This is a genomic window from Pseudomonas sp. R76 (genome assembly GCF_009834565.1).
Classification (GTDB): Bacteria; Pseudomonadota; Gammaproteobacteria; order Pseudomonadales; family Pseudomonadaceae; genus Aquipseudomonas.
The window spans coordinates 4,383,315-4,402,072 of record NZ_CP019428.1; the positions used below are offsets into that span (position 1 = coordinate 4,383,315).

The following is an 18,758-nucleotide window of genomic DNA, read 5'->3' on the forward strand; positions in this document are numbered from 1 at the left end:
ACACATGAGCTGACTGACATACCGCCTTCGCGAGCAAGTCGAATCGTCGCACCGCCGCTCCCACATTTGGATCTCGGTACATCAGCCAGCGGGTGTTCTGCTGTGCTTTTGCACTCGTGACCAGGCTTCAGATACGCCGGCGGCGGTTAAGTTGGGGAATGGCGGTCTGGGGCACTTCCACACGCTGCACTTGTGTCGCGGTACACGCCGCAAGTTGCGCCAGGGTCGGCTGGCTGAACAAGGTTCGCGCATCCACCTCCAACCCCGCCTTGCGCATGCGCGCCACCACATTCACCGCCAGCAACGAATGCCCGCCCAGCTCGAAGAAATGGTCGTGGCGCCCTACCCGCTCCAGCTTCAACACCTCGGCCCAAATCCCGGACATCAAGGTTTCCACCTCCCCCACCGGCGCTTCATAAGCACGGCTGACCACCGACTCCAACCCAGGCGCAGGCAGTGCCTTGCGGTCCAGCTTGCCGGCAGGGTTGAGCGGCAGTACGTCAAGCTGCACAAAGGCCGCCGGCACCATGTACTCCGGCAATTGCTCCAGCACGTGGGCGCGCAAGGCGTCCAGGCCCGGCGCTGGCCCGCGCAAGGTGAAGTACGCGACCAAACGCTCATCACGAATCAGCACCGCCACTTCACGCAAGGCCGGGTGCGCCGCCAGGCGTGATTCAATTTCGCCCAACTCCAGGCGCACGCCACGCAGCTTGACCTGGAAGTCATTGCGCCCCAGGAACTCAAGGTTGCCATCGGGCAGGTAGCGCACCAGGTCGCCGGTGCGATACAGCCGGTCACCGGCCACAAACGGGCTGTCGATAAACCGTTCGGCGGTCATCTGCTCCAGGCCCAAATACCCACGGGCCACGCCCACACCGCCAATATGCAACTGCCCGCTGACGCCGAACGGCACCGGCGCGTCGTGCTCATCCAGCACATACAGGCGCGTGTTGTTGATCGCCCGACCAATCGGCAGTTGCAGGGTCGGCACCGGTTCACCGGGTTCCAGGGTCCAGGCGCTGCTGTCGACCGTGGCTTCGGTGGGGCCGTAGACGTTATGCAAGCGCACCTTGGGCAAACGCGCCTGCACGCCACGGGCCAGGGCTTCGGTGAGTTCGCCGCCGCCGCAGAGCACGTCGGTGAGGCTGGTGCACAAGGCTGACGCCTCCAGTTCGAGGAACTGCTGCAACATCGCCGGTACGAACTTGATCACGGTGATCTGCTGCTCGCGAATCACCTGCGCCAGATACGCCGGTTCACGGTGCCCGTCAGGCCGTGCGAGCACCAGGCGCATGCCGTTGGCCAGCGGCCAGAACAGCTCCCACACCGAGCCATCGAAGCTGAACGGCGCACGTTGCAACAACGCGCCGCCTTCGGCATTCGGGCAAAGCTGTGAACCCCAGTGCATGAGATTGCCCAGGCCGCGATGTTCGATCATCACGCCTTTGGGCGTGCCGGTGGACCCGGAGGTGTACATCACGTAGGCCAGGTTGGCCATGCTCAAACCGGGCACCGAAGGATTGCCGACAGGCGCCTGGCTCCAGGCATTGTGGTCAAAATCGATCACCGGCATCGACACCTCGCCCGGCAGGTCGCGCGTGGCGGCGTGCACCAGCAGCGCCACCGGCTGGCTGTCGTTAAGCATGTAGGCCAGGCGCTCGCGCGGGTAGCCTGGGTCGAGCGGCACATAGGCGCCGCCCGCCTTCAGAATCGCCAGCAACCCCACCACCAGATCCAGCCCACGTTCGACGCACAGCGCCACCCGCGAATCCGGCTGCACGCCGCGCTCGCGCAGGTGGAAGGCCAGCTGGTTGGCACGCTCGTTGAGTTCGCGATACGTCAGTTGCCGCTCGCCCGCTTGCACCGCGATGGCATGCGGAATATGCCGCGCATGGGCTTCGAACAAGGCCTGTACGGGAAGGGTGTCGGGGTAGTCGGTGGCGGTGGCGTTGAAGTCCACCAACAAGCGTTGCAATTCGCTGGCAGGCAGCACCTGCACGTCGCGCAATGGCGTGCCCGGTGCGTGCTCAAGTGCATGCGCCAGGCCATACAAGGCCGTGTCGAGGTAGCTCAACAGGCGCTGCGCGCCGACCTTGCGTGGCGCCTTGGCCTTGAGCCGAAAACCGCTGGCCACGTCGTCCACCGTGAGCATCAGCGGGTAGCTGAGAATGTCTTCACTGCTGAGCAAGGCGATGCCCGGCACCAGGTTAACGTCGGCGTCGGCGCTGGTGTGACGGTAGTTGAGCAGGCTGTTGAACAGCGGCGACGCACCGCTGCAACGCTGCGCCAACGCGAGCGAGGCCTGTTCATGGGCGAGCAAGGCGCTGAGTTGGGCGTGGGTGTCATTGAGTGCAGCGAGTACGGTTTGCCCGGCCAGGCGCAGGCGCAGCGGCAAGGTGTTGATGAACATACCCAAAGCGCGGTCGGCGCCCTCGCCGGCCTGCAAACGGCCGAGCAGCACGGTGCCGAACACCACGTCATCGCGGCCCGCGACGCGGCTGAGCACCTGCGCCCAGGCCAGGTGAAACAGGCTTGCCGCGCTGACCCCAAGGGCACGCGCCTGCGCCCGCAGGCGTTGGTTGAGCGCGTCGCTGAGCGGCTGGTCGAAGGCTTCGATTTCAGCCCGATCCGCCTGGCGCTCCTGTAAACCGAACGCCAGGGTTGGCTCGTCGACATCCGCCAGGCGCTCACGGAAGAAGGCTTCATGGGCCGCCAGACGTTGCGGCGAACGGCTCTGTGCGACCACGTTGCGATACGGCACCGGCACCGGCAGTTGCGCCTGTTGGCCGAGCAGATGGGCGCGGATTTCGTCCACCAGCACCGTGGTCGAGGTGGCGTCGTTGACCAAATGATGAAAGCGCAAGCGAGCGACCCAGCGCCGGTTGTGCGGCTCTTCGGCGTAGTCCAGGGCCATCAACGGCGCCTGGCGCAAGTCCAGCGGTGCAGCCGGTTCGCGCAGCCGCTCAAGCCGCAACTGCGCTTGGCGCCACACCACTTGCATCGGCTGCTCAAGGGCATCCCACACCAGGCTGGTGCGCAGGATATCGTGGCGGTTGATCACCTGTTGCAGCGCCAGGGCAAACGCATCCACCTGCTCGCGGCTGGCAAAACTGAACATCGCGTGCTGCTGGTACGGATCACGTTCATCGGTGATGTGGTGGTACAGCAAGCCTTCCTGCAACGGCGCCAGCGGGTAGATTTCCTGCACATTAGCCGCCCCGCCGGGGATGCCCGCGACGATGCGCTCAAGGCTGGGTTGATCGAGCTCGGCCAGCGCGAGCATATCCGGGGTGATCTGCGTGCAAGCGGTCGGGATGCGATTGGCCGGTACCTGCACGTCGCTGCCGACGCTCGCTGCCGCCAACGCCGCCAGGGTCGGCTGGCTGAACAACACCTGCACGTCGGCACGCAACCCGGCCTGGCGCATGCGTTGCACCAGTTGCACGGCCAGCAGCGAATGCCCGCCCAGTTCGAAAAAATGATCGTGCCGGCCGATTGGCTGGACCTGCAGCAGCTCGGTCCAGATCTGCGCCAGGGTGGTTTCCACGCCCTCACGCGGCGCCTCGAACAGGCGCGTGACAAAGGCCTGATGCGTGGGTTCAGGCAGGGCCTTGCGGTCGAGTTTGCCGTTGGCGGTGAGGGGCATCACGTCCATCTTCACATAGGCCACCGGCAGCATGTAATCCGGCAACGAGGCTTGCAGGTGGGCGCGCAGGGTTTCGATATCGACACTGTGCTGCTGGATAAACCAGGCGAGTAACTGCCCTTCGCGAAACTGCACCACGGCCTCTTTGACCGCCGGATGGCTGGCCAGCGCGGATTCGATCTCGCCCAGTTCGATTCGCACGCCACGGATTTTCACCTGGTCGTCGTTGCGGCCCAGGTATTCAAGATTGCCGTTTGGCAACAGGCGCGCCAGGTCGCCGGTGCGGTACATGCGCCCCTGGCTGAAGGGATCATCAAGGAAACGTTCGGCGCTCAGGTCGGGGCGATTCAGGTAACCGCGCGCCACGCCCTTGCCACCGACGTACAACTCCCCCGCCACACCGATGGGCACCCGGCGTTGTTGTTGATCCAGCAAGTAGACCGTGGCATTGGCGATCGGCGCGCCGATGTGCAGCGGCGCGCCGACCTTGACCCGCCCGGAAGTCGCGACCACCGTGGCTTCGGTGGGGCCATAGTTGTTGATGACGTCAAATGTTTGCGCGCGGCTGAAGGCGCGCAGGCGGTCGCCGCCGATCAGCAAGGTGCGCAACGTCGGGTGTTCCAGGCGCTGGCTGAAGGCGTACTCGGCCACCGGGGTCGGCAGGAAGCACACGTCCAACGGCTGCGCGCGCCACCAGCCCAGCAGCGCGTCGATGTCTTCCGGGCCATCGTGGGCCGGTGGCAAGTGCAGTGTCGCGCCCACACACAGCGCAGGCCAGACTTCCCAGGCCATCGCATCAAAACCGAACCCCGCCACGCTGGCGGTGTGGCTGCCCGCGTGCAGGTTGAAGGCCTGGCAGTGCCAGTCCACCAGGTTCGACACGCTGTGGTGTTCGACCATCACGCCCTTGGGCAGGCCGGTGGAGCCGGAGGTGTAGATCACATAAGCCAGGTTCGACGGCGTGACCGCCACGCGCGGGCTGCCAGCGTGGTGAATGGTCGGCTGGTCGAGCCGAATCAGCGGCACGTCCAGCGCAGGCAAACGGTGGAGTAAATCCTGCTGGGTCAACACCGCCACCGGCGCACTGTCGTGCAACAGGTAATGCAGGCGTTCGGCAGGATGGGCCGGGTCTACCGGCACATAGCAGCCGCCGGACTTGAGAATCGCCAACAGCCCCACCAAGGTCTCCAGGCCGCGCCGGGCCACAATTGCCACCCGGTCATCCGGCTGCACACCGTGTTCCAAGAGTTGCAGGGCCAAGGCATTGGCCTGTTGATCGAGTTGGGCGTAGGTCAGTTGCCGGCCCTGGTGCACCGCCGCCACGGCATCCGGTGTGCGCGCGGCCTGCGCCTCGATACGCCCATGCAGGGTTTGCAGTGTGGCAGTCGGCTGCGCGGTGGCATTCCACTGCTGCAGTTGGGCCTGTTCGGCAGGTGTCACCAGCGAGAACTCACCGACTGCCAGCGCGGTATTTTCCAGGCCCTGTTCCAGTAGCCAGGTGAAGCGCTGCGCCAACGCCTGCACTTCGTCGTGCTGAAAGTACGCTTCGTTGTAGACGCAATGCAGGCACGCGGTGTCCTGGTAACGGTTGCTGCGCAGGTGGATGGCAATCGGCAGCGGCTCATGGTGGTTGGACACCTTGATCGCCCGCGCCTGCACCTGGCCGTAACGCAGGTCGTGGTCATCCTGCTCATAGGACACCGACAGGTCGAACAACTGCCCTCGACCGGTGCGGCGCAGGCCCAATTCGCGGTTCATCTCGCTCAGGGGAAAACGCTGGTGGCGGAAATCCTGCTTGAGCTGGTCACGCACACCGCGCACCAGGGCGCTGAACGACAGCTGCTCGCTGAACTGCAAACGCACCGCGCTGACCTGGGTGAACAGGCCCACAGTAGAGCGAAAACGCGCGTTGGAACGGTTAAGAATCGGCAGCCCCACCACCCACTCGTCACGCTGGCTGGTGCGGGTGAAATACACATACATCGCGGCCAGCAATACATGGAAGGCCGAGGCCTGATAACGGTTGGCGACTTGCTCCATGCGGTTGAGCAGCGCCACCGGGAACGCCTGCACGAGGGTGTTGCTCGGCGCCTGCGCATTGTGGCGCGGCGTCAGCAATGGCTCGGGCAGCTGCTGGTATTTGTCCAGCCAGTAGGCGCGGTCGCGCGCGTAACGTGCCGAATGCTGGTAGCGCTGGTCGGTGTCGATAAAGTCGATATAGGAAGGCGCCTGCGGCTCCGATTCTCGGCCGTGTTGCAGGTCGGTGTAGAGGCGCGCCAAGGACTGCAGCATCTGGCCGAAGCCCCAGCCGTCGAGGATCAGGTGGTGGGCCTGGGTGCCGAGGCGGTAGTGATCGTCATCGAGCTTGACCAGGAAAAACCTGAACAGCGGCTCGCCGGTCATGGCGTAAGGCTGCGCCATTTGCGCCTGCATCAACGCCTGGGTCGCGGCCTGCGGGTCGGGCAGCCTGGAAAAGTCGTGCTGCACCACCTCCACCATCCATTCAGCATCGAAGGTTTGCCGCGCCAAGCCCTCGGCATCGGTGTGCAGTTGGGTGCGCAACGCATCGTGCTTGGCCACCAACCGCTCCACGGCGCGCTGGATCAAGCCTGGGTCCACGGCACCGGCGAAATCGACATAACCGCCAATGTTGTACAGCGGCGAATCGCCCACGCGCAGCTGGTCGAGCCAGATGTCTTGTTGAGCGGCGGTGAGGGGGAAGCTGGCCGGCAAGCTTGAGGAATACTTCATAAGATCCTTCTCATGGGTGTCAGGCACTGGCCGCTCACGCTGGCCCAATACGCCGAAATTGCCGGATTTGAGCATGGGGGTCCGGGCGTGTCTGTCACCCGAAACCCGGACACCTGACGGGACGGAAACGGGCTTGGCTGATGGTTCATTGCTGAAACGATTAAATGGCTGTAGGAAATTGGCTATAGATGACCGCTGCCATAACGCATAAAAGTTTTTAAAAAATTTATTTTTCTTTTTATTATCAAACACTTAATAAATTCTAAAAATCCATGACTGCGTTTCGTGGCCGGAATACGCCGTCAGAAACGTCGAATTAATGACGTGGTTTTTATGGCAGGTTGTGTCCCTCGTTTCCGCTACATACGTAGGATAAATCGCTATGGCTAAATGACCTTTCGAACGCCGAGTTACGTTCAAGGAACACGGACCGCCCCACGCAGACCCAGGGCGCCCGTTGACGGTTTTCGACATCAAGGATGAGATGGCTATGAGTCTGACCCGTAGTATTGGCACTGCCAAAAGCCCGCATTTCTACGCTGAAATGGGCGAGTTGATTTCAAACAGCGGCCACCAGAACTTCGCCGCGAGCATGCTGCACCTGGTGGACAAGTGGGTGCCTATCCACCTCGTGGACCTCAGTGAATGGACCCTCGATGAACTGCGCGACAGCGTGCGCGAGATCAAGCTGCTGGGCAGCGCCGGGCTGAAGAAGGACCTGTCTGCGCCGCAAACCCTGCACCCGCTGAAAGACCACCCGCTGCTGCGGCAAATGCTGCGCATGCAAGACCCGCTGCTGATCCAGATGAAGGCCAAGGCCGACAGCGCACACCCGCTGGGCAGTTCACACCAGTGCAACCTGGTATCGCGCCAGGGCAATCGTCGCTGCGTGATTTCGTTCTACCGCCCACCGACGCAACAGGGATTTTCCCTGGCCGAGTTGTCGTTTCTCAAGTGCCTGTCAGACACTCTGTTACCGCTGATGGAGCGGCACGCGCAGTTGCTGCGCCAGGCGCCGCACCCGGAGGCCGAGCCGGTGCACAGCCAACTGGAGCAATCGCAGTTGCAGCGCGAGTTCTACAAGCGTCTGTCCCTGAGCGACGTCACCTTGTCGGCGCGGGAGCAGGAAGTCTGCCTGGGCCTGTTGACCGGCGGCACCGTGCCGCAAATGGCGGAAAAACTCAGCGTGAAAAACAGCTCGATTGAAACCTACCTCAAGCGCGCCGCCGCCAAGTTGGGCGTGAGTGGCCGTCATGGTTTGGCCAAATGGATGGTTGGCGCCTGATGAACAAATGCATGCTCACTGGCGTCAGCATGGCGTGGATACTCAGCGGTTGCTCGCTGATCCCCGACTACCAACGGCCCGCCGCGCCTGTACCGGCGCAGTTCCCTCAAGACGGCGTCTACCGCCTGGCGCAAACCGGTGCGGTGGCGGCGACGCCCGACTGGCAGCAGCTGTTTCACGACCCGGCATTGCAGCAGTTGATTGGCCATGCGCTGGTGAATAACCGCGACCTGCGAGTAGCCGCGTTGAACGTCGAGGCCTTCCAGGCGCAATACCGCATCCAGCGTGCGGACCTGTTCCCGGCGGTGTCCGCCACCGGCGCCGGCAAACGCCAGAAGGTGCCGGGGGATGTGACCGGCACCGGCAAGTCTGCGATTACCTCCAACTACTCTGCCACCTTGGGGCTCAGCGCGTATGAGCTGGACTTGTTCGGCCGTGTGCGCAGCCTCAGCGAACAGGCGCTGCTGACGTATTTCAGCACCGAAGAAGCCCGGCGCAGCACGCAATTGAGCCTGGTGGCCAATGTCGCCAATGCCTACCTGACCTGGCGCGCCGACCAGGAACTGCTGGCCCTGGCACAGCAAACCCTGGTGGCCAACGACCACAGCTGGCAACTGACCAGCCGCAGCAAAAGCGCGGGCAAAGCCTCGGCGCTGGACGTGGTGCAAGCGCGCACGGCGGTGGAAAGCACGCGCGCCAGCGTGGCTCGCTATGAACGCCAAGTCGCCCAGGACCTGAACAACCTCGCCCTGCTGGTGGGCGGCCCAGTGGATGAAAACCTGCCGGCACGCCCGCTCGCCGATGACCTGGTGGCGCGCGTGCCCGCAGGCCTGCCGTCGGACCTGCTGCAGCGTCGCCCGGATATCCTCCAGGCCGAATACCAATTGCAGGCCGCCAACGCCAATATCGGCGCGGCCCGTGCGGCGTTCTTTCCGTCGGTCACCCTCACGGCCAACGCCGGCAGCACCAGCAAGGAGCTGTCGGGATTGTTCAAGGGCGGCTCGGGCACCTGGACCTTCCAGCCGCAGATCAACCTGCCGATCTTCAACGCCGGCAGCCTGCGTGCGAGCCTGGACTACGCCAAACTGCAAAAAGATATCAGCGTGGCGCAGTACGAAAAGTCGATCCAGACCGCCTTCCAGGAAGTCGCCGACGGCCTCGCCGCCCGCCAGACCTTCAACGACCAGCTTGAGGCGCAGCGAGATTTTGTCGCGGCCAACCAGGCCTATTACGATTTGGCCCAACACCGCTATCGCAGCGGCGTCGACAGCAACCTGACGTTCCTCGATGCGCAGCGCTCGCTGTTCAGCTCGCAGCAGGCGCTGATTGTCGATCGGCTGGCGCAGTTGGTGGCGGAGGTGAATCTGTACACGGCGCTGGGCGGGGCTTGGGAGAATGCGCCGGTGCTGGCAAGACGCTGACCTGAATGTAATGAAACCCAAATGTGGGAGCTGGCTTGTTGTGGTTAGCAGGCTTGTTGTGGCGAGCAGGCTTGCCACAAAGAATCCGGCAGCTCCCTAAATCATTGCCAATTGCCCATCGCCAGGCTGAACGGCGAAAACTCGGCAAACTGCCAGCGCAACGCCAACGCCGCCGGGCGGCGTACCACGTGCTCGACCGTCACCGTCCACAACCGCTGCGCCCCTTCAAACTTCGCCACTTCAGGGCCGCTGAGGATCAGCGACGTGTGCCCGGCAATCTGCAGCACGTCACCCGACTCGAAATCGATAAACAACAACCCCGCCACCGGGTTGGCCGACAGGTTGCCCAAGGTGTTGAAGAACAGGTTGCCGGCAAAGTCCGGGATGGTCAGCACGTTACCTTCGACGCGTACAAACCCAATGTTGCCGCCACGGTGAGAAACGTCCACCGAGCGTTCGCCCGCCACGTCCACGAAGCTGGCGACGAAGAAGGTGTCGGCGTTGCGAATCATGGTTTGCGCAGCCTCGTCCAGGCCGTTCAAGTGCTCGGCCTGGGTGCCAGGTTTGCGCGCGATTGCATCGACGGGCCGCAGCTGAATGTACTTGGGGCAGTTGCCGAATGTGTGCACCACGTCGACCGAAAACCCCTCATGATCCAGGCTGCCGATGCGGCCGTTCATGCGGTTGCGGCGGCGGGTGTTGAGGTCGATGCCGAGCAGGCCCACGGACGCGCCGCTGTGCAAGGCCGCCAGCGCCGGATCGGCTTTGGACGGCAGGCTGTCGATCTGCAACGTCTGCGGGTCCGGCGAATGGGCAAACCCCGGCGCGCCTTCCAGCAAGGTTGCCCAGGGAATGCCCTGCGCATCCACCACACCGAGCAGCAGGTACGGCAACAACGGGTAGAAATCCCGGTGCTGTTCGGGCAAATGATCACGAATCACCTTGGTCCCGACCACCGCCATGCGCTCGGCGACACCGGCACTTTCCTGCATCTGCCGTTCACCGGCATGCCACGGGGACTGTTCGATCAGGTTCATGGCGATCACCTCAAGTTAGATGTGTGGAGGCTATGCCCTGCCCCGCATCGAGAGAATGCCCAGGTTTGGCAATCGACTGTTACGCCAGCTGAAATGCCGGATGTTCACGCAGCGCCGCCACACAGTGGTCGACAAAACTGCGCACGCGCATCGGCGCATGGCGGCCTTCACGGTAGACCACATGCACCGGCAATGGCGGCGGCTCAAACGCGGGCAACACCCGGCACAACTGGCCGCTCAGCAGGTGTTGGTGAACCGGGTAGCTCTGGCACCGAATGATCCCTGCGCCCTGTACCGCGGCATTGATCGCGCCTTGCACCGTGGTGCAACTGAGGCGTGCGCGCGCCTTCAGGTGGCCGTGCTGAAAATCCCAGTGCACCTGATCGGCGCTGGCGATCAAGTGGTGCTGTCTGAGGTCGTCCGGGTGCCGGGGTTCGCCGTGGGCCGCAAGGTAGCCGGGGCTTGCGCAGAGCCTATGCCGCACCTGCCCGACCGGGCGCGCAATCAATGACGAGCTGGGCAGTTCACCGACGAGAACGGCCACGTCCAGCCCTTCTTCATGCAGGTTGGGGTAATAGTCGTGATAGTGCGCGACGAGGCGCACGTCGGGGTAACGGTCCATATAACCGGCCAACACCGGCGCCATCACATAGCGGCTGAACAGCCACGGCAGAAATACCCGCAGGTTGCCCTGGGGCTGCACATGCAAGCCGTTGGCCGAGGCTTCGGCAGCGTCCACAGCCGCCAGCAAGCGCACGCAGTCGATCAGGTAGGCGTTGCCGGCATCGGTCAGGCACACACCCCGCGTACTGCGTTGCAGCAATGCTACGCGCAGGCGTGCCTCCAGACGGGCAATCGCGCGCACCAGGGTTGGGCCGGAAACGTGCGCGTCACGCGCCGCCGAGGCCAGGCTCGGTTGCCCGGCCAATGCCGCAAACAGCTGCATGTCGCGATAACGCTCCATCAGCTGCGCCGTTTCATCGACGGGTTCAGGGCCGCGTCCTGCCCGAGGCGATGGGTGAGGAAGTCGACCAAGGTGTGGACCTTGGCCGGTACGCGGCCACTCTGCTGGAACACCACCTGGATCGGCAGCGGTGCCGGCTCGAACGCCTCAAGCACAATCTCCAACTCGCCCGCCGCCACCGACGCGGCGACCTGATAGGACAGCACCCGCGTCACGCCCCAGCCCAGACGCGCGAGGTTGATCGCCGCATTGTTGGCCGTCACCACTAAACGCGGTTCGATGGGCACGGTCAGTGGCTGGTCGCCATCGACAAACCGCCACTCACTGACTAACTGGCTGGAGGACGAGGTGACGATTTTCGCTTGCCGCAATTGCTCGGGCCGCGACGGCCGCCCATGCTGGTCGAGATAACCGGGCGCCGCGCACACCACGCGGCGCACTTCGCCGACCTTGATCGCCTGCTGCCCCGGTGCCTGCAGATGGCCGATGCGCACGGCCACGTCCACGCCTTCATCGACCATGTTCACCACGCGGTCGACCAGCAAGGCGTTGATGCTCACCTGGGGGAAACGGTCCAGGTAATCGCCCAGCACCGGCGCCACATACAATTCGCCAAACAGCACCGGCGCGGTCAGCGTCAGGTGACCACACGGAATCGAATAGCTGCCCGCCGCCGCTTCTTCGGCCTCATCCAGTTCGGCGAGGATGCGCCGGCAATCGTCCAGATAACGCTGGCCGGCTTCGGTCAGGTGCAGGCTGCGAGTAGTGCGCGCCAGCAACTGGGTACCGATGCGCTGCTCCATCGCGGCGATGGCCCGAGTCACGCTGGGCGGCGAGGTTTTCAGGCGCCGCGCCGCGGCAGCGAAGCCTTGCTCCTCGGCCACCGCGAGAAACACCTGCATCTCATGAAATCGGTCCATCGGCGCCTCTCGCTCGTTACTGTGATTGCAGCCCCACCGCCGTGCGCGGCATGCCGACGAAGCCCGGCAGGGCCTCGATGCTGGCGAGCCAGGCGCGTACCTGAGGGTAGTCGGCCAGCGACACATTGCCTTCCGGCGCATGGGCCACGTAGGTGTAGAACGCGACGTCGGCGATGCTCGGCTGTTCGCTGGCCAGGAAGCGGCTGTGGCTCAATTGTTGTTCCACCACCTTCAACAGCGCATGCGAGCGGTTGATGGCGGTGACGGTATCGACCTCGGCGCCAAACACCACGGCCAATCGCGCGGCAGCCGGCCCGGCGTGGAGTTGCCCGGCCGCAGCCGACAGCCAGCGTTGCACACGCGCCTGGCCGACAGGGTCACTCGGCAGCCATTGGCGGTCACCGTAGGTGTTCGCGAGGTACACCAGGATCGCATTGGAATCGGCCAACACGGTGCCATTGTCGTCAATCACCGGCACCTGGCCGAAACTGTTGAGGGTGGCGACAAATTCAGGCGCTTTCTGCGCGCCTTGCTTGAGGTCGACCAGGATAAATTCACTGGGCAGGCCCAGCAGCGACAACATCAGCTGAACCCGGTGGGAGTGGCCGGACAGCGGGAAACCATAGAGTTTGATCAGGGGCTGGGACATGCAAGGCTCCAAACAGTGGGTTATCGACGCCACGCATGTTCTACCGCTGCACTGATCGATGGAATCACCAGGATTTACAATCCAGTATTTCAGCGAATGAAACAATCACTCGCCAAACAATTCCACGATCAGGTTGAACAAGGTGGTCTTCACCGCGCTGTCCAGCTCGGTCCAGGCCAGCCCGGTACTGGCCTCAAATGCGCCCAACTCCAGGTGCCGCGACACGCAGTTGGCCGGCAGCGCACGCGCGGCCTGCTGCGGCAACACACCAACGCCCAACCCGGCAGAAACCAGCGCGAGCATGGTGGTGAACTCACCCAGTTCCGAGGCGATGTCCAGGGTGATGCCCAGCACGTGGATGAATTCGTCATAGAACCCCGGCGCATAACGCCGCGCGAGGATGTACACCGGCACGTTGAGCAGATCCGTGGGTTGGATAGTTTCCTGGGCGGCCAAGGGATGCTCGATCGGCAGCGCCACGCAAAAACTTTCGCGCAACACCGCGCGGGTCTGCACGCCGGGATGGGCAGCCGGCAGGCGCATCAGGCCGAAATCCAGCAGGCCGTTTTTCAACGCAGCGGCTTGGTCGGGGCCGGGCATGTCCTTGAGTTCCAATTCGATACGCGGATACCGCTGGTGCACCGCGCGGATCAACTGCGGCAACAGTTGCGGCAGCACCGAAGACACAAACCCCAGGCGCACCCGGCCGATTTCGCCACGGCTGGAAGCCCGCGCCGCATCCGCCGCCTTTGCTGCCTGGTGCAAGGTGGCCTGGGCCTCGGGCAAGAAGGCACGCCCAGCGTCGGTCAAGGTCACCGAATGGCGATTGCGATCCAGCAGGCGCACGCCCAGGCCACTTTCGAGCAGCTTGATCTGCATGCTCAGCGCCGGTTGCACGATCGACAGCTGCGCCGCCGCCCGGCCGAAGTGCAGGGTTTCAGCGAGCACCACAAAGGCGCGCAAGTGCTTTAACTCCATCGAACTCCCTCGGTAATCACTAAAAATGATCACCCGATCACAAATGAAAATTGGACGCTGGAGCGCCGCTGCGGTGAAGTAAGTCACCGTCATACACGATATGGCAGGGCTTGGCCTATAACAATGAGAACAAGGAGGCACCATGCTCGGCATGGCTAACGACACTTATCTGCTACTCGATGCGCTGGTCACGATTGTCGGATTGATATTGTTGATCACCCATTTAAAGGTTCACCCTTTTGTTGCGCTGACCGTGGCCGCAGGCTTTCTCGGCCTGACGTCCGGCATGCCGGTGGACAAGGTGATGAAGTCGTTCCAGGACGGTTTCGGCGGCGTATTGGGGTTTGTCGGCATCATCCTTGGCCTGGGCACCATGCTCGGCAAGTTGATGGCCGACTCCGGCGGCGCCGACCAGATCGCGCGCACCTTGATTCGTGCGTTCGGCAAGCAACGCGTGCACTGGGCGATGATGTTCTCGGCGTTTCTGGTGGGCATACCGCTGTTTTTCGAAATTGGTTTTGTGCTGCTGATTCCGCTGGTATTTATCGTCGCGCGGCGCACCGGGTTGTCGCTGATCAAGGTCGGCATGCCGCTGCTCGCCGGGTTGTCGGTGGTGCATGGGCTGGTGCCGCCGCATCCGGGGCCACTGTTGGCCATCGGGATTTTTGGCGCGGACATCGGCAAGACGATTTTCTACGGGTTGATTGTCGGCCTGCCCACGGCAGTGATCGCCGGGCCGCTGTTCGGCAACCTGATTTCACGCTACGTACCCGGCCAGGCCTCGCCGGAACTGATGGAGCAGTTGGCCAAGGAATCCTCGGGCGACAACCTGCCGGGCTTTGGCATCACCGTCACCACCATCCTGCTGCCGGTGGTGCTGATGCTGCTCAAGACCTTTGCCGACGTGGCCTTCGCTGCCGACAGCGTGTTCCGCGTGTGGCTGGACTTTATCGGCCACCCGATCACCGCGCTGCTCGCAGCATTGCTGCTGGCGTTCTATACCTTTGGGGCAGCCCGTGGTTTCTCGCGTGAACAGCTGAGCAAGCTGTTGGATTCGAGCCTGGCCCCGACCGCCGCCATTGTGCTGATCGTCGGCGCTGGCGGCGGCTTCAAGCAGATGCTGGTGGCCAGCGGTGTGGGGGATGTAATCGGGCATATGGCGGTGCGCGCCGAGATCTCGCCGATCCTGCTCGCGTGGCTGGTGGCGGCGGTGATTCGCGTGGCCACCGGCTCGGCCACCGTGGCGACCATCACCGGCGCGGGGATTGTCGCGCCAGTGATCGGCTTGATGCCGGGTGTGAACCGCGAGCTGCTGGTGCTCGCCACCGGCGCCGGTTCCCTGGTGCTGTCGCACGTCAATGACGCCGGTTTCTGGCTGGTGAAGCAGTACTTCAACATGACCGTCGTCGAAACTTTCAAGACCTGGACGCTGATGGAGACTGTGCTTTCCTTCAGTGCGCTGGGGTTCATCATGCTGCTGTCGTTGGTGGTGTGAAGCGTTAGGAGAGGTAGCCCATGCAAAGCGTTTTAAACAACTTCCGCCTCGATGGCCGGCTCGCGCTGGTCACCGGTTCCAGCGCCGGTATCGGCCTGGCGATTGCCCGTGGCCTGGCCCAGGCCGGTGCGCGGGTGGTGCTTAACGGGCGCAACCGCAGCACCTTGCGCGATGCGGCGGCACTGCTCGCCGCCGAAGGGCTGGAGGTGCACACCCAGGCGTTTGACGTGACCGACAGCGCGGCGATCCAGGCTGCCGTGGCCGATATCGAAGAACGCCTTGGCGCGCTGGAAATCCTCGTTAACAACGCCGGCATGCAGCGCCGTGGCCCACTGGAGGACTACAGCGAGCAGCACTGGCGCGAGCTGATCAGCACTAACCTCGACAGCGCGTTTCTGGTCGGCCAGGCGGTGGCGCGGGCGATGATCCCGCGCAAGCGTGGGCGCATCATCAACATCTGTTCGGTACAAAGTGAACTGGGCCGCCCAGGCATTGCGCCGTATGCGGCCAGCAAGGGCGCGTTGAAAATGCTCACCAAGGGCATGGCCATCGACTGGGGCCCGCACGGGTTGACGGTCAACGGTATCGGCCCTGGCTACTTCAAGACCGAACTGAACGCCAACCTGGTGGCCAACCCCGAGTTCAGCGACTGGCTGGTGCAACGCACGCCGAGCCGCCGTTGGGGCGACGTGGCCGAGCTGGCCGGTGCCGCCGTGTTCCTCGCCAGCGACGCCGCCAGCTTCGTCAATGGCCATATCCTGTACGTCGACGGTGGCATCACCGCGTCGCTGTAATCCTGGAGAACGTTATGCACGCTATCGTCTGTCACGCTTCAAAAGACTTGCGGGTCGACACTCAGGACGAACCGCAAACCCTCGCCCCCGACCAACTGCGCGTGCGCATTGCGCGGGGCGGCATCTGCGGTTCGGATTTGCACTATTACCAGCACGGCGGCTTCGGCACCGTGCGCCTGCGTGAGCCGATGGTGCTTGGCCATGAAGTGTCGGCGGTGATCGACGCGGTGGGCAGCGACGCCGGGTTGTTCAAGGTCGGCCACCGCATTGCAGTGTCGCCCTCGCGCCCGTGCAGCGCCTGCCGCTATTGCCATCAAGGTTTGCCGAACCATTGCCTGAACATGCGCTTCTACGGCAGCGCCATGCCCTTTCCGCATATCCAGGGCGCGTTTCGCCAAAGCCTGGTGATCGAAACCCATCAGGCCCATCGCCTGGCCGACCACGTCAGCCTCGCCGAGGGCGCGTTGGCCGAGCCGCTGTCCGTGGGCCTGCACGCGATCCAACGTGCCGGTGCGGTGTTCGGCAAACGCGTACTGGTGACCGGCTGCGGCCCGATCGGCAACCTGCTGATCGGTAGCCTGCGCGCTGCGGGTGCCGGTGAAATCGTGGCCGTGGACCTGTCCGCCAGCGCCCTCGCCTGCGCCGAAAAAATGGGCGCCACACGCACCCATAACATCGCCGACGGTGCCGATGCACTGAAGCGCTACACCGCCGAAAAGGGCTACTTTGACGTGATGTTCGAGGTCTCCGGCAGCCCCCAGGCCCTGCGCAACGGCCTGGAATGCATCGCCCCGCGTGGTGTGCTGGTGACGGTGGGGTTGGGCGGCGATGTGTCGTTGCCGTTGAATCTGCTGGTCAGCCGCGAGATCGATTTGCGCGGCACCTTCCGCTTCCACAGCGAGTTCGCCCAGGCGGTGGATTTGCTCAATCGCCAGATCGTCGACGTACGCCCGGTGATCTCCCACACCGTGCCGTTTGGCGAGGCGGTGCAGGCATTTGAGTTGGCGGCGGACAAGACCCAGGCGATGAAAGTGGTGCTGGATTTTGGTGTGCCTGACCTGGGCTGACGCCTGGCCTGGCATGCAATCCCCCCAGCAAAATTGGATCCCCCTGTGGGAGCTGGCTTGCCTGCGATGGCGGCACATCAGTCGACCTTGATTTGGCTGCCCCACCGCTATCGCAGGCAAGCCAGCTCCCACATTTGATCTGCGTTGCTGAAGCCGACTGGTGTGCCACTTCAATATCGCCCGCAACAAGCCGGAGTGGAACCTGGAGCCGTCACGGCCCTATACCTCCAATGAAGACTCGATTGCCAAGGGCTGCAACAACACCTGAGGCTCAGGCGCGCTCTTCGAGGCGATCCCGCAAAAACCGGTGGCTGGTGGAAAACAACCGCCGGTAGGTGAGCAGTACCGCACCTACCGTGCCCAACGCTGACGACGCGGCGATCAGAAACATGATCACGATCTGATAGCGCACCGCGTCCACCGGGCTCTCCCCCGCCAGCACCTGGCCGGTCATCATGCCGGGCAGGCTGACGATGCCGACCACGGTCATCTGGTTCAGCGTCGGGATCATCCCGGCGCGCACGGCCTGGCGAATGGCTTCCTGCGCGGCTTCCCAGCGTGAACCGCCGAGGGCCAGGATCATTTCGATGGTGTTGCGGCCCGAGGTCAATTCCTGGGTCATGCGTTCGATACCCAGAGACACGCCGGTCAGGGTATTGCCGAGGATCATCCCCAGAATCGGGATTGCATATTGCGGCTCGTACCACGGGTGGATGCGGATCACCGCAAACAACCCCACTGCCGTGACCAGCCACGAACTGCCCCACACCGACACGATGCTATCAACCCGTTGCCCACGGTAGGTGCGGCGCCCGCGCCCTGCCGCCGACAGGCCGGCGATCAAGGTCATCGCACACATCAGCGGCAACACCACGTACCAATACGCGAACTCGAACACCCAGCCCAGCAGGTAACCGATGGCCAGCAGCTGCACCACGGTGCGCACCGCCGCCCACAGCAATTGGCGGCCAAGGCCCAGGCGCAGCAGCAAGGACAGCGCGCCATTGATCAGGATCAGCGAGGCGGCGATGCCCATGTCCAGCGCGCTGAGGTTTTGATAATTCATGGCTGGGTCGCTCCGCTCAACACTCCGGCGTTCATCTGCAAGTGGATGGCGCTCATGCGCTGGGCCTGATCGAGGTCGTGGGACACCCAGATATAAGCGCGCGAATTGTCGCCGGCAAACCAGGCGTCGATCAGTGCTTCCACCTCACGCGATGACGTGGGATCGAGGGCCGCCGTGGGTTCGTCGAGCAACAGCACTTCCGGGTTCAGTTGCAAGGTGCGAATCAACGACACCACCTGGGACTCACCGCCCGACAGGTCGCCGGCGTTTTTCTGCAAGAAGTCCGGGGTTTTACCGGCATGCCCGAGCAGCTTAGTCACAGCCTGCAGATCGAAACTGCGCGTGCGCAGCGTCTTGAGGCTGAAGGGAAAACGCAGGTTGTCTTCCACCGTGCCTTCCAGCAACGCCGGGCGTTGCGACAGGTAGCTGATATGGCTGCGGTAGTGGGGGATCTCTGCGTTGGCGATGGGCTGGCCATTCCAAAAAACCTGCCCGGAGGTGGGCGCATCCAGCAACGCCAGCGCGCGCAGGAACACGCTCTTGCCGGAGCCGGAGGAGCCGGTGATCGACACGCGGTCGCCGTGGTTCAAGGTGAAATCCGTGGGCTGGAGCAATGCCAGCTGACGGCGCTCGTCCCTGCGCGTGAGGGCGCGGGTTTCTATCAGTGCGCTCATGGACGCGGTGT

Annotated in this window: 13 protein-coding genes and 1 pseudogene; 6 read left to right on the top strand and 8 right to left on the bottom strand. The window is 63.6% G+C overall.

The window, feature by feature from the left end; all coding sequences use genetic code 11:
• Positions 1-127 precede the first annotated feature (127 nt).
• Positions 128-6,397, bottom strand: coding sequence for a non-ribosomal peptide synthetase (locus PspR76_RS19550; protein ID WP_159957919.1), 6,270 nt, complete (start codon positions 6,395-6,397; stop codon positions 128-130).
• A 490-nt stretch (positions 6,398-6,887) separates the two neighbouring features.
• On the opposite strand from PspR76_RS19550, the gene PspR76_RS19555 reads away from it, so the two are divergent.
• On the top strand, positions 6,888-7,682 hold the full coding sequence (locus PspR76_RS19555) for a helix-turn-helix transcriptional regulator (protein ID WP_159957921.1): 795 nt from the start codon (positions 6,888-6,890) through the stop codon (positions 7,680-7,682).
• Positions 7,682-9,103, top strand: coding sequence for an AdeC/AdeK/OprM family multidrug efflux complex outer membrane factor (gene adeC / locus PspR76_RS19560; protein ID WP_159961539.1), 1,422 nt, complete (start codon positions 7,682-7,684; stop codon positions 9,101-9,103). Before PspR76_RS19555 ends, adeC begins: the two co-directional genes overlap by 1 nt.
• 101 nt (positions 9,104-9,204) lie before the next feature.
• Here the strand turns inward: adeC and PspR76_RS19565 are convergent, their stop codons facing one another.
• The 5 genes from PspR76_RS19565 to PspR76_RS19585 all read right to left on the bottom strand — a co-directional run bounded on the left by PspR76_RS19565 (position 9,205) and on the right by PspR76_RS19585 (position 13,651).
• Positions 9,205-10,140, bottom strand: a complete 936-nt coding sequence (locus PspR76_RS19565) for a pyridoxamine 5'-phosphate oxidase family protein (RefSeq protein WP_159957923.1) — start codon at positions 10,138-10,140, stop codon at positions 9,205-9,207.
• Positions 10,141-10,219: 79 nt separating this feature from the next.
• Complete coding sequence (locus tag PspR76_RS19570; protein ID WP_159957925.1) at positions 10,220-11,104, bottom strand: LysR family transcriptional regulator; 885 nt, start codon at positions 11,102-11,104, stop codon at positions 10,220-10,222.
• On the bottom strand, positions 11,104-12,024 hold the full coding sequence (locus PspR76_RS19575) for a LysR family transcriptional regulator (protein WP_159957927.1): 921 nt from the start codon (positions 12,022-12,024) through the stop codon (positions 11,104-11,106). Before PspR76_RS19575 ends, PspR76_RS19570 begins: the two co-directional genes overlap by 1 nt.
• Positions 12,025-12,040: 16 nt before the next feature.
• A complete protein-coding gene (locus PspR76_RS19580; protein WP_159957929.1) occupies positions 12,041-12,673 on the bottom strand; it encodes a glutathione S-transferase family protein in 633 nt (210 codons plus the stop codon).
• Between the two features lie 105 nt (positions 12,674-12,778).
• Positions 12,779-13,651: a LysR family transcriptional regulator gene (locus tag PspR76_RS19585; RefSeq protein ID WP_159957931.1), complete on the bottom strand. Its 873-nt coding sequence runs from the start codon at positions 13,649-13,651 to the stop codon at positions 12,779-12,781.
• Between the two features lie 142 nt (positions 13,652-13,793).
• Between PspR76_RS19585 and PspR76_RS19590 the strand changes: the two genes are divergently transcribed.
• From PspR76_RS19590 to PspR76_RS19605, 4 genes and pseudogenes are all read left to right on the top strand, one after another.
• Positions 13,794-15,146, top strand: a complete 1,353-nt coding sequence (locus tag PspR76_RS19590) for a GntP family permease (RefSeq protein WP_159957933.1) — start codon at positions 13,794-13,796, stop codon at positions 15,144-15,146.
• Between the two features lie 20 nt (positions 15,147-15,166).
• Positions 15,167-15,940 (top strand): glucose 1-dehydrogenase, encoded by a 774-nt coding sequence (locus PspR76_RS19595; protein ID WP_159957935.1) that lies wholly within the window; start codon positions 15,167-15,169, stop codon positions 15,938-15,940.
• A gap of 14 nt (positions 15,941-15,954) precedes the next feature.
• The gene (locus PspR76_RS19600; protein ID WP_159957937.1) at positions 15,955-17,007 is read left to right on the top strand and encodes an L-idonate 5-dehydrogenase; all 1,053 of its coding nucleotides are present in this window, start codon (positions 15,955-15,957) and stop codon (positions 17,005-17,007) included.
• Positions 17,008-17,161: 154 nt separating this feature from the next.
• Positions 17,162-17,275 (top strand): annotated as a pseudogene (locus PspR76_RS19605) (DUF2599 domain-containing protein); the annotation flags it as partial.
• A 3-nt stretch (positions 17,276-17,278) separates the two neighbouring features.
• On the opposite strand, the gene PspR76_RS19610 reads toward PspR76_RS19605, so the two are convergent.
• Positions 17,279-18,073: an ABC transporter permease gene (locus tag PspR76_RS19610; protein WP_159957939.1), complete on the bottom strand. Its 795-nt coding sequence runs from the start codon at positions 18,071-18,073 to the stop codon at positions 17,279-17,281.
• Positions 18,070-18,747: an ABC transporter ATP-binding protein gene (locus tag PspR76_RS19615; protein ID WP_159957941.1), complete on the bottom strand. Its 678-nt coding sequence runs from the start codon at positions 18,745-18,747 to the stop codon at positions 18,070-18,072. Before PspR76_RS19615 ends, PspR76_RS19610 begins: the two co-directional genes overlap by 4 nt.
• Positions 18,748-18,758: the final 11 nt, after the last annotated feature.

What these genes read in the sequence shown, in the direction of transcription:
- PspR76_RS19580 (WP_159957929.1), bottom strand. Translation starts at nt 12,673, where the DNA reads ATGTCCCAGCCCCTGATCAAACTCTATGGTTTCCCGCTGTCCGGCCAC.
- PspR76_RS19585 (WP_159957931.1), bottom strand. Translation starts at nt 13,651, where the DNA reads ATGGAGTTAAAGCACTTGCGCGCCTTTGTGGTGCTCGCTGAAACCCTG.
- PspR76_RS19610 (WP_159957939.1), bottom strand. Translation starts at nt 18,073, where the DNA reads ATGAATTATCAAAACCTCAGCGCGCTGGACATGGGCATCGCCGCCTCG.
- adeC (WP_159961539.1), top strand. Translation starts at nt 7,682, where the DNA reads ATGAACAAATGCATGCTCACTGGCGTCAGCATGGCGTGGATACTCAGC.
- PspR76_RS19600 (WP_159957937.1), top strand. Translation starts at nt 15,955, where the DNA reads ATGCACGCTATCGTCTGTCACGCTTCAAAAGACTTGCGGGTCGACACT.
- PspR76_RS19555 (WP_159957921.1), top strand. Translation starts at nt 6,888, where the DNA reads ATGAGTCTGACCCGTAGTATTGGCACTGCCAAAAGCCCGCATTTCTAC.
- PspR76_RS19550 (WP_159957919.1), bottom strand. Translation starts at nt 6,397, where the DNA reads ATGAAGTATTCCTCAAGCTTGCCGGCCAGCTTCCCCCTCACCGCCGCT.
- PspR76_RS19595 (WP_159957935.1), top strand. Translation starts at nt 15,167, where the DNA reads ATGCAAAGCGTTTTAAACAACTTCCGCCTCGATGGCCGGCTCGCGCTG.
- PspR76_RS19575 (WP_159957927.1), bottom strand. Translation starts at nt 12,024, where the DNA reads ATGGACCGATTTCATGAGATGCAGGTGTTTCTCGCGGTGGCCGAGGAG.
- PspR76_RS19570 (WP_159957925.1), bottom strand. Translation starts at nt 11,104, where the DNA reads ATGGAGCGTTATCGCGACATGCAGCTGTTTGCGGCATTGGCCGGGCAA.
- PspR76_RS19615 (WP_159957941.1), bottom strand. Translation starts at nt 18,747, where the DNA reads ATGAGCGCACTGATAGAAACCCGCGCCCTCACGCGCAGGGACGAGCGC.
- PspR76_RS19565 (WP_159957923.1), bottom strand. Translation starts at nt 10,140, where the DNA reads ATGAACCTGATCGAACAGTCCCCGTGGCATGCCGGTGAACGGCAGATG.
- PspR76_RS19590 (WP_159957933.1), top strand. Translation starts at nt 13,794, where the DNA reads ATGCTCGGCATGGCTAACGACACTTATCTGCTACTCGATGCGCTGGTC.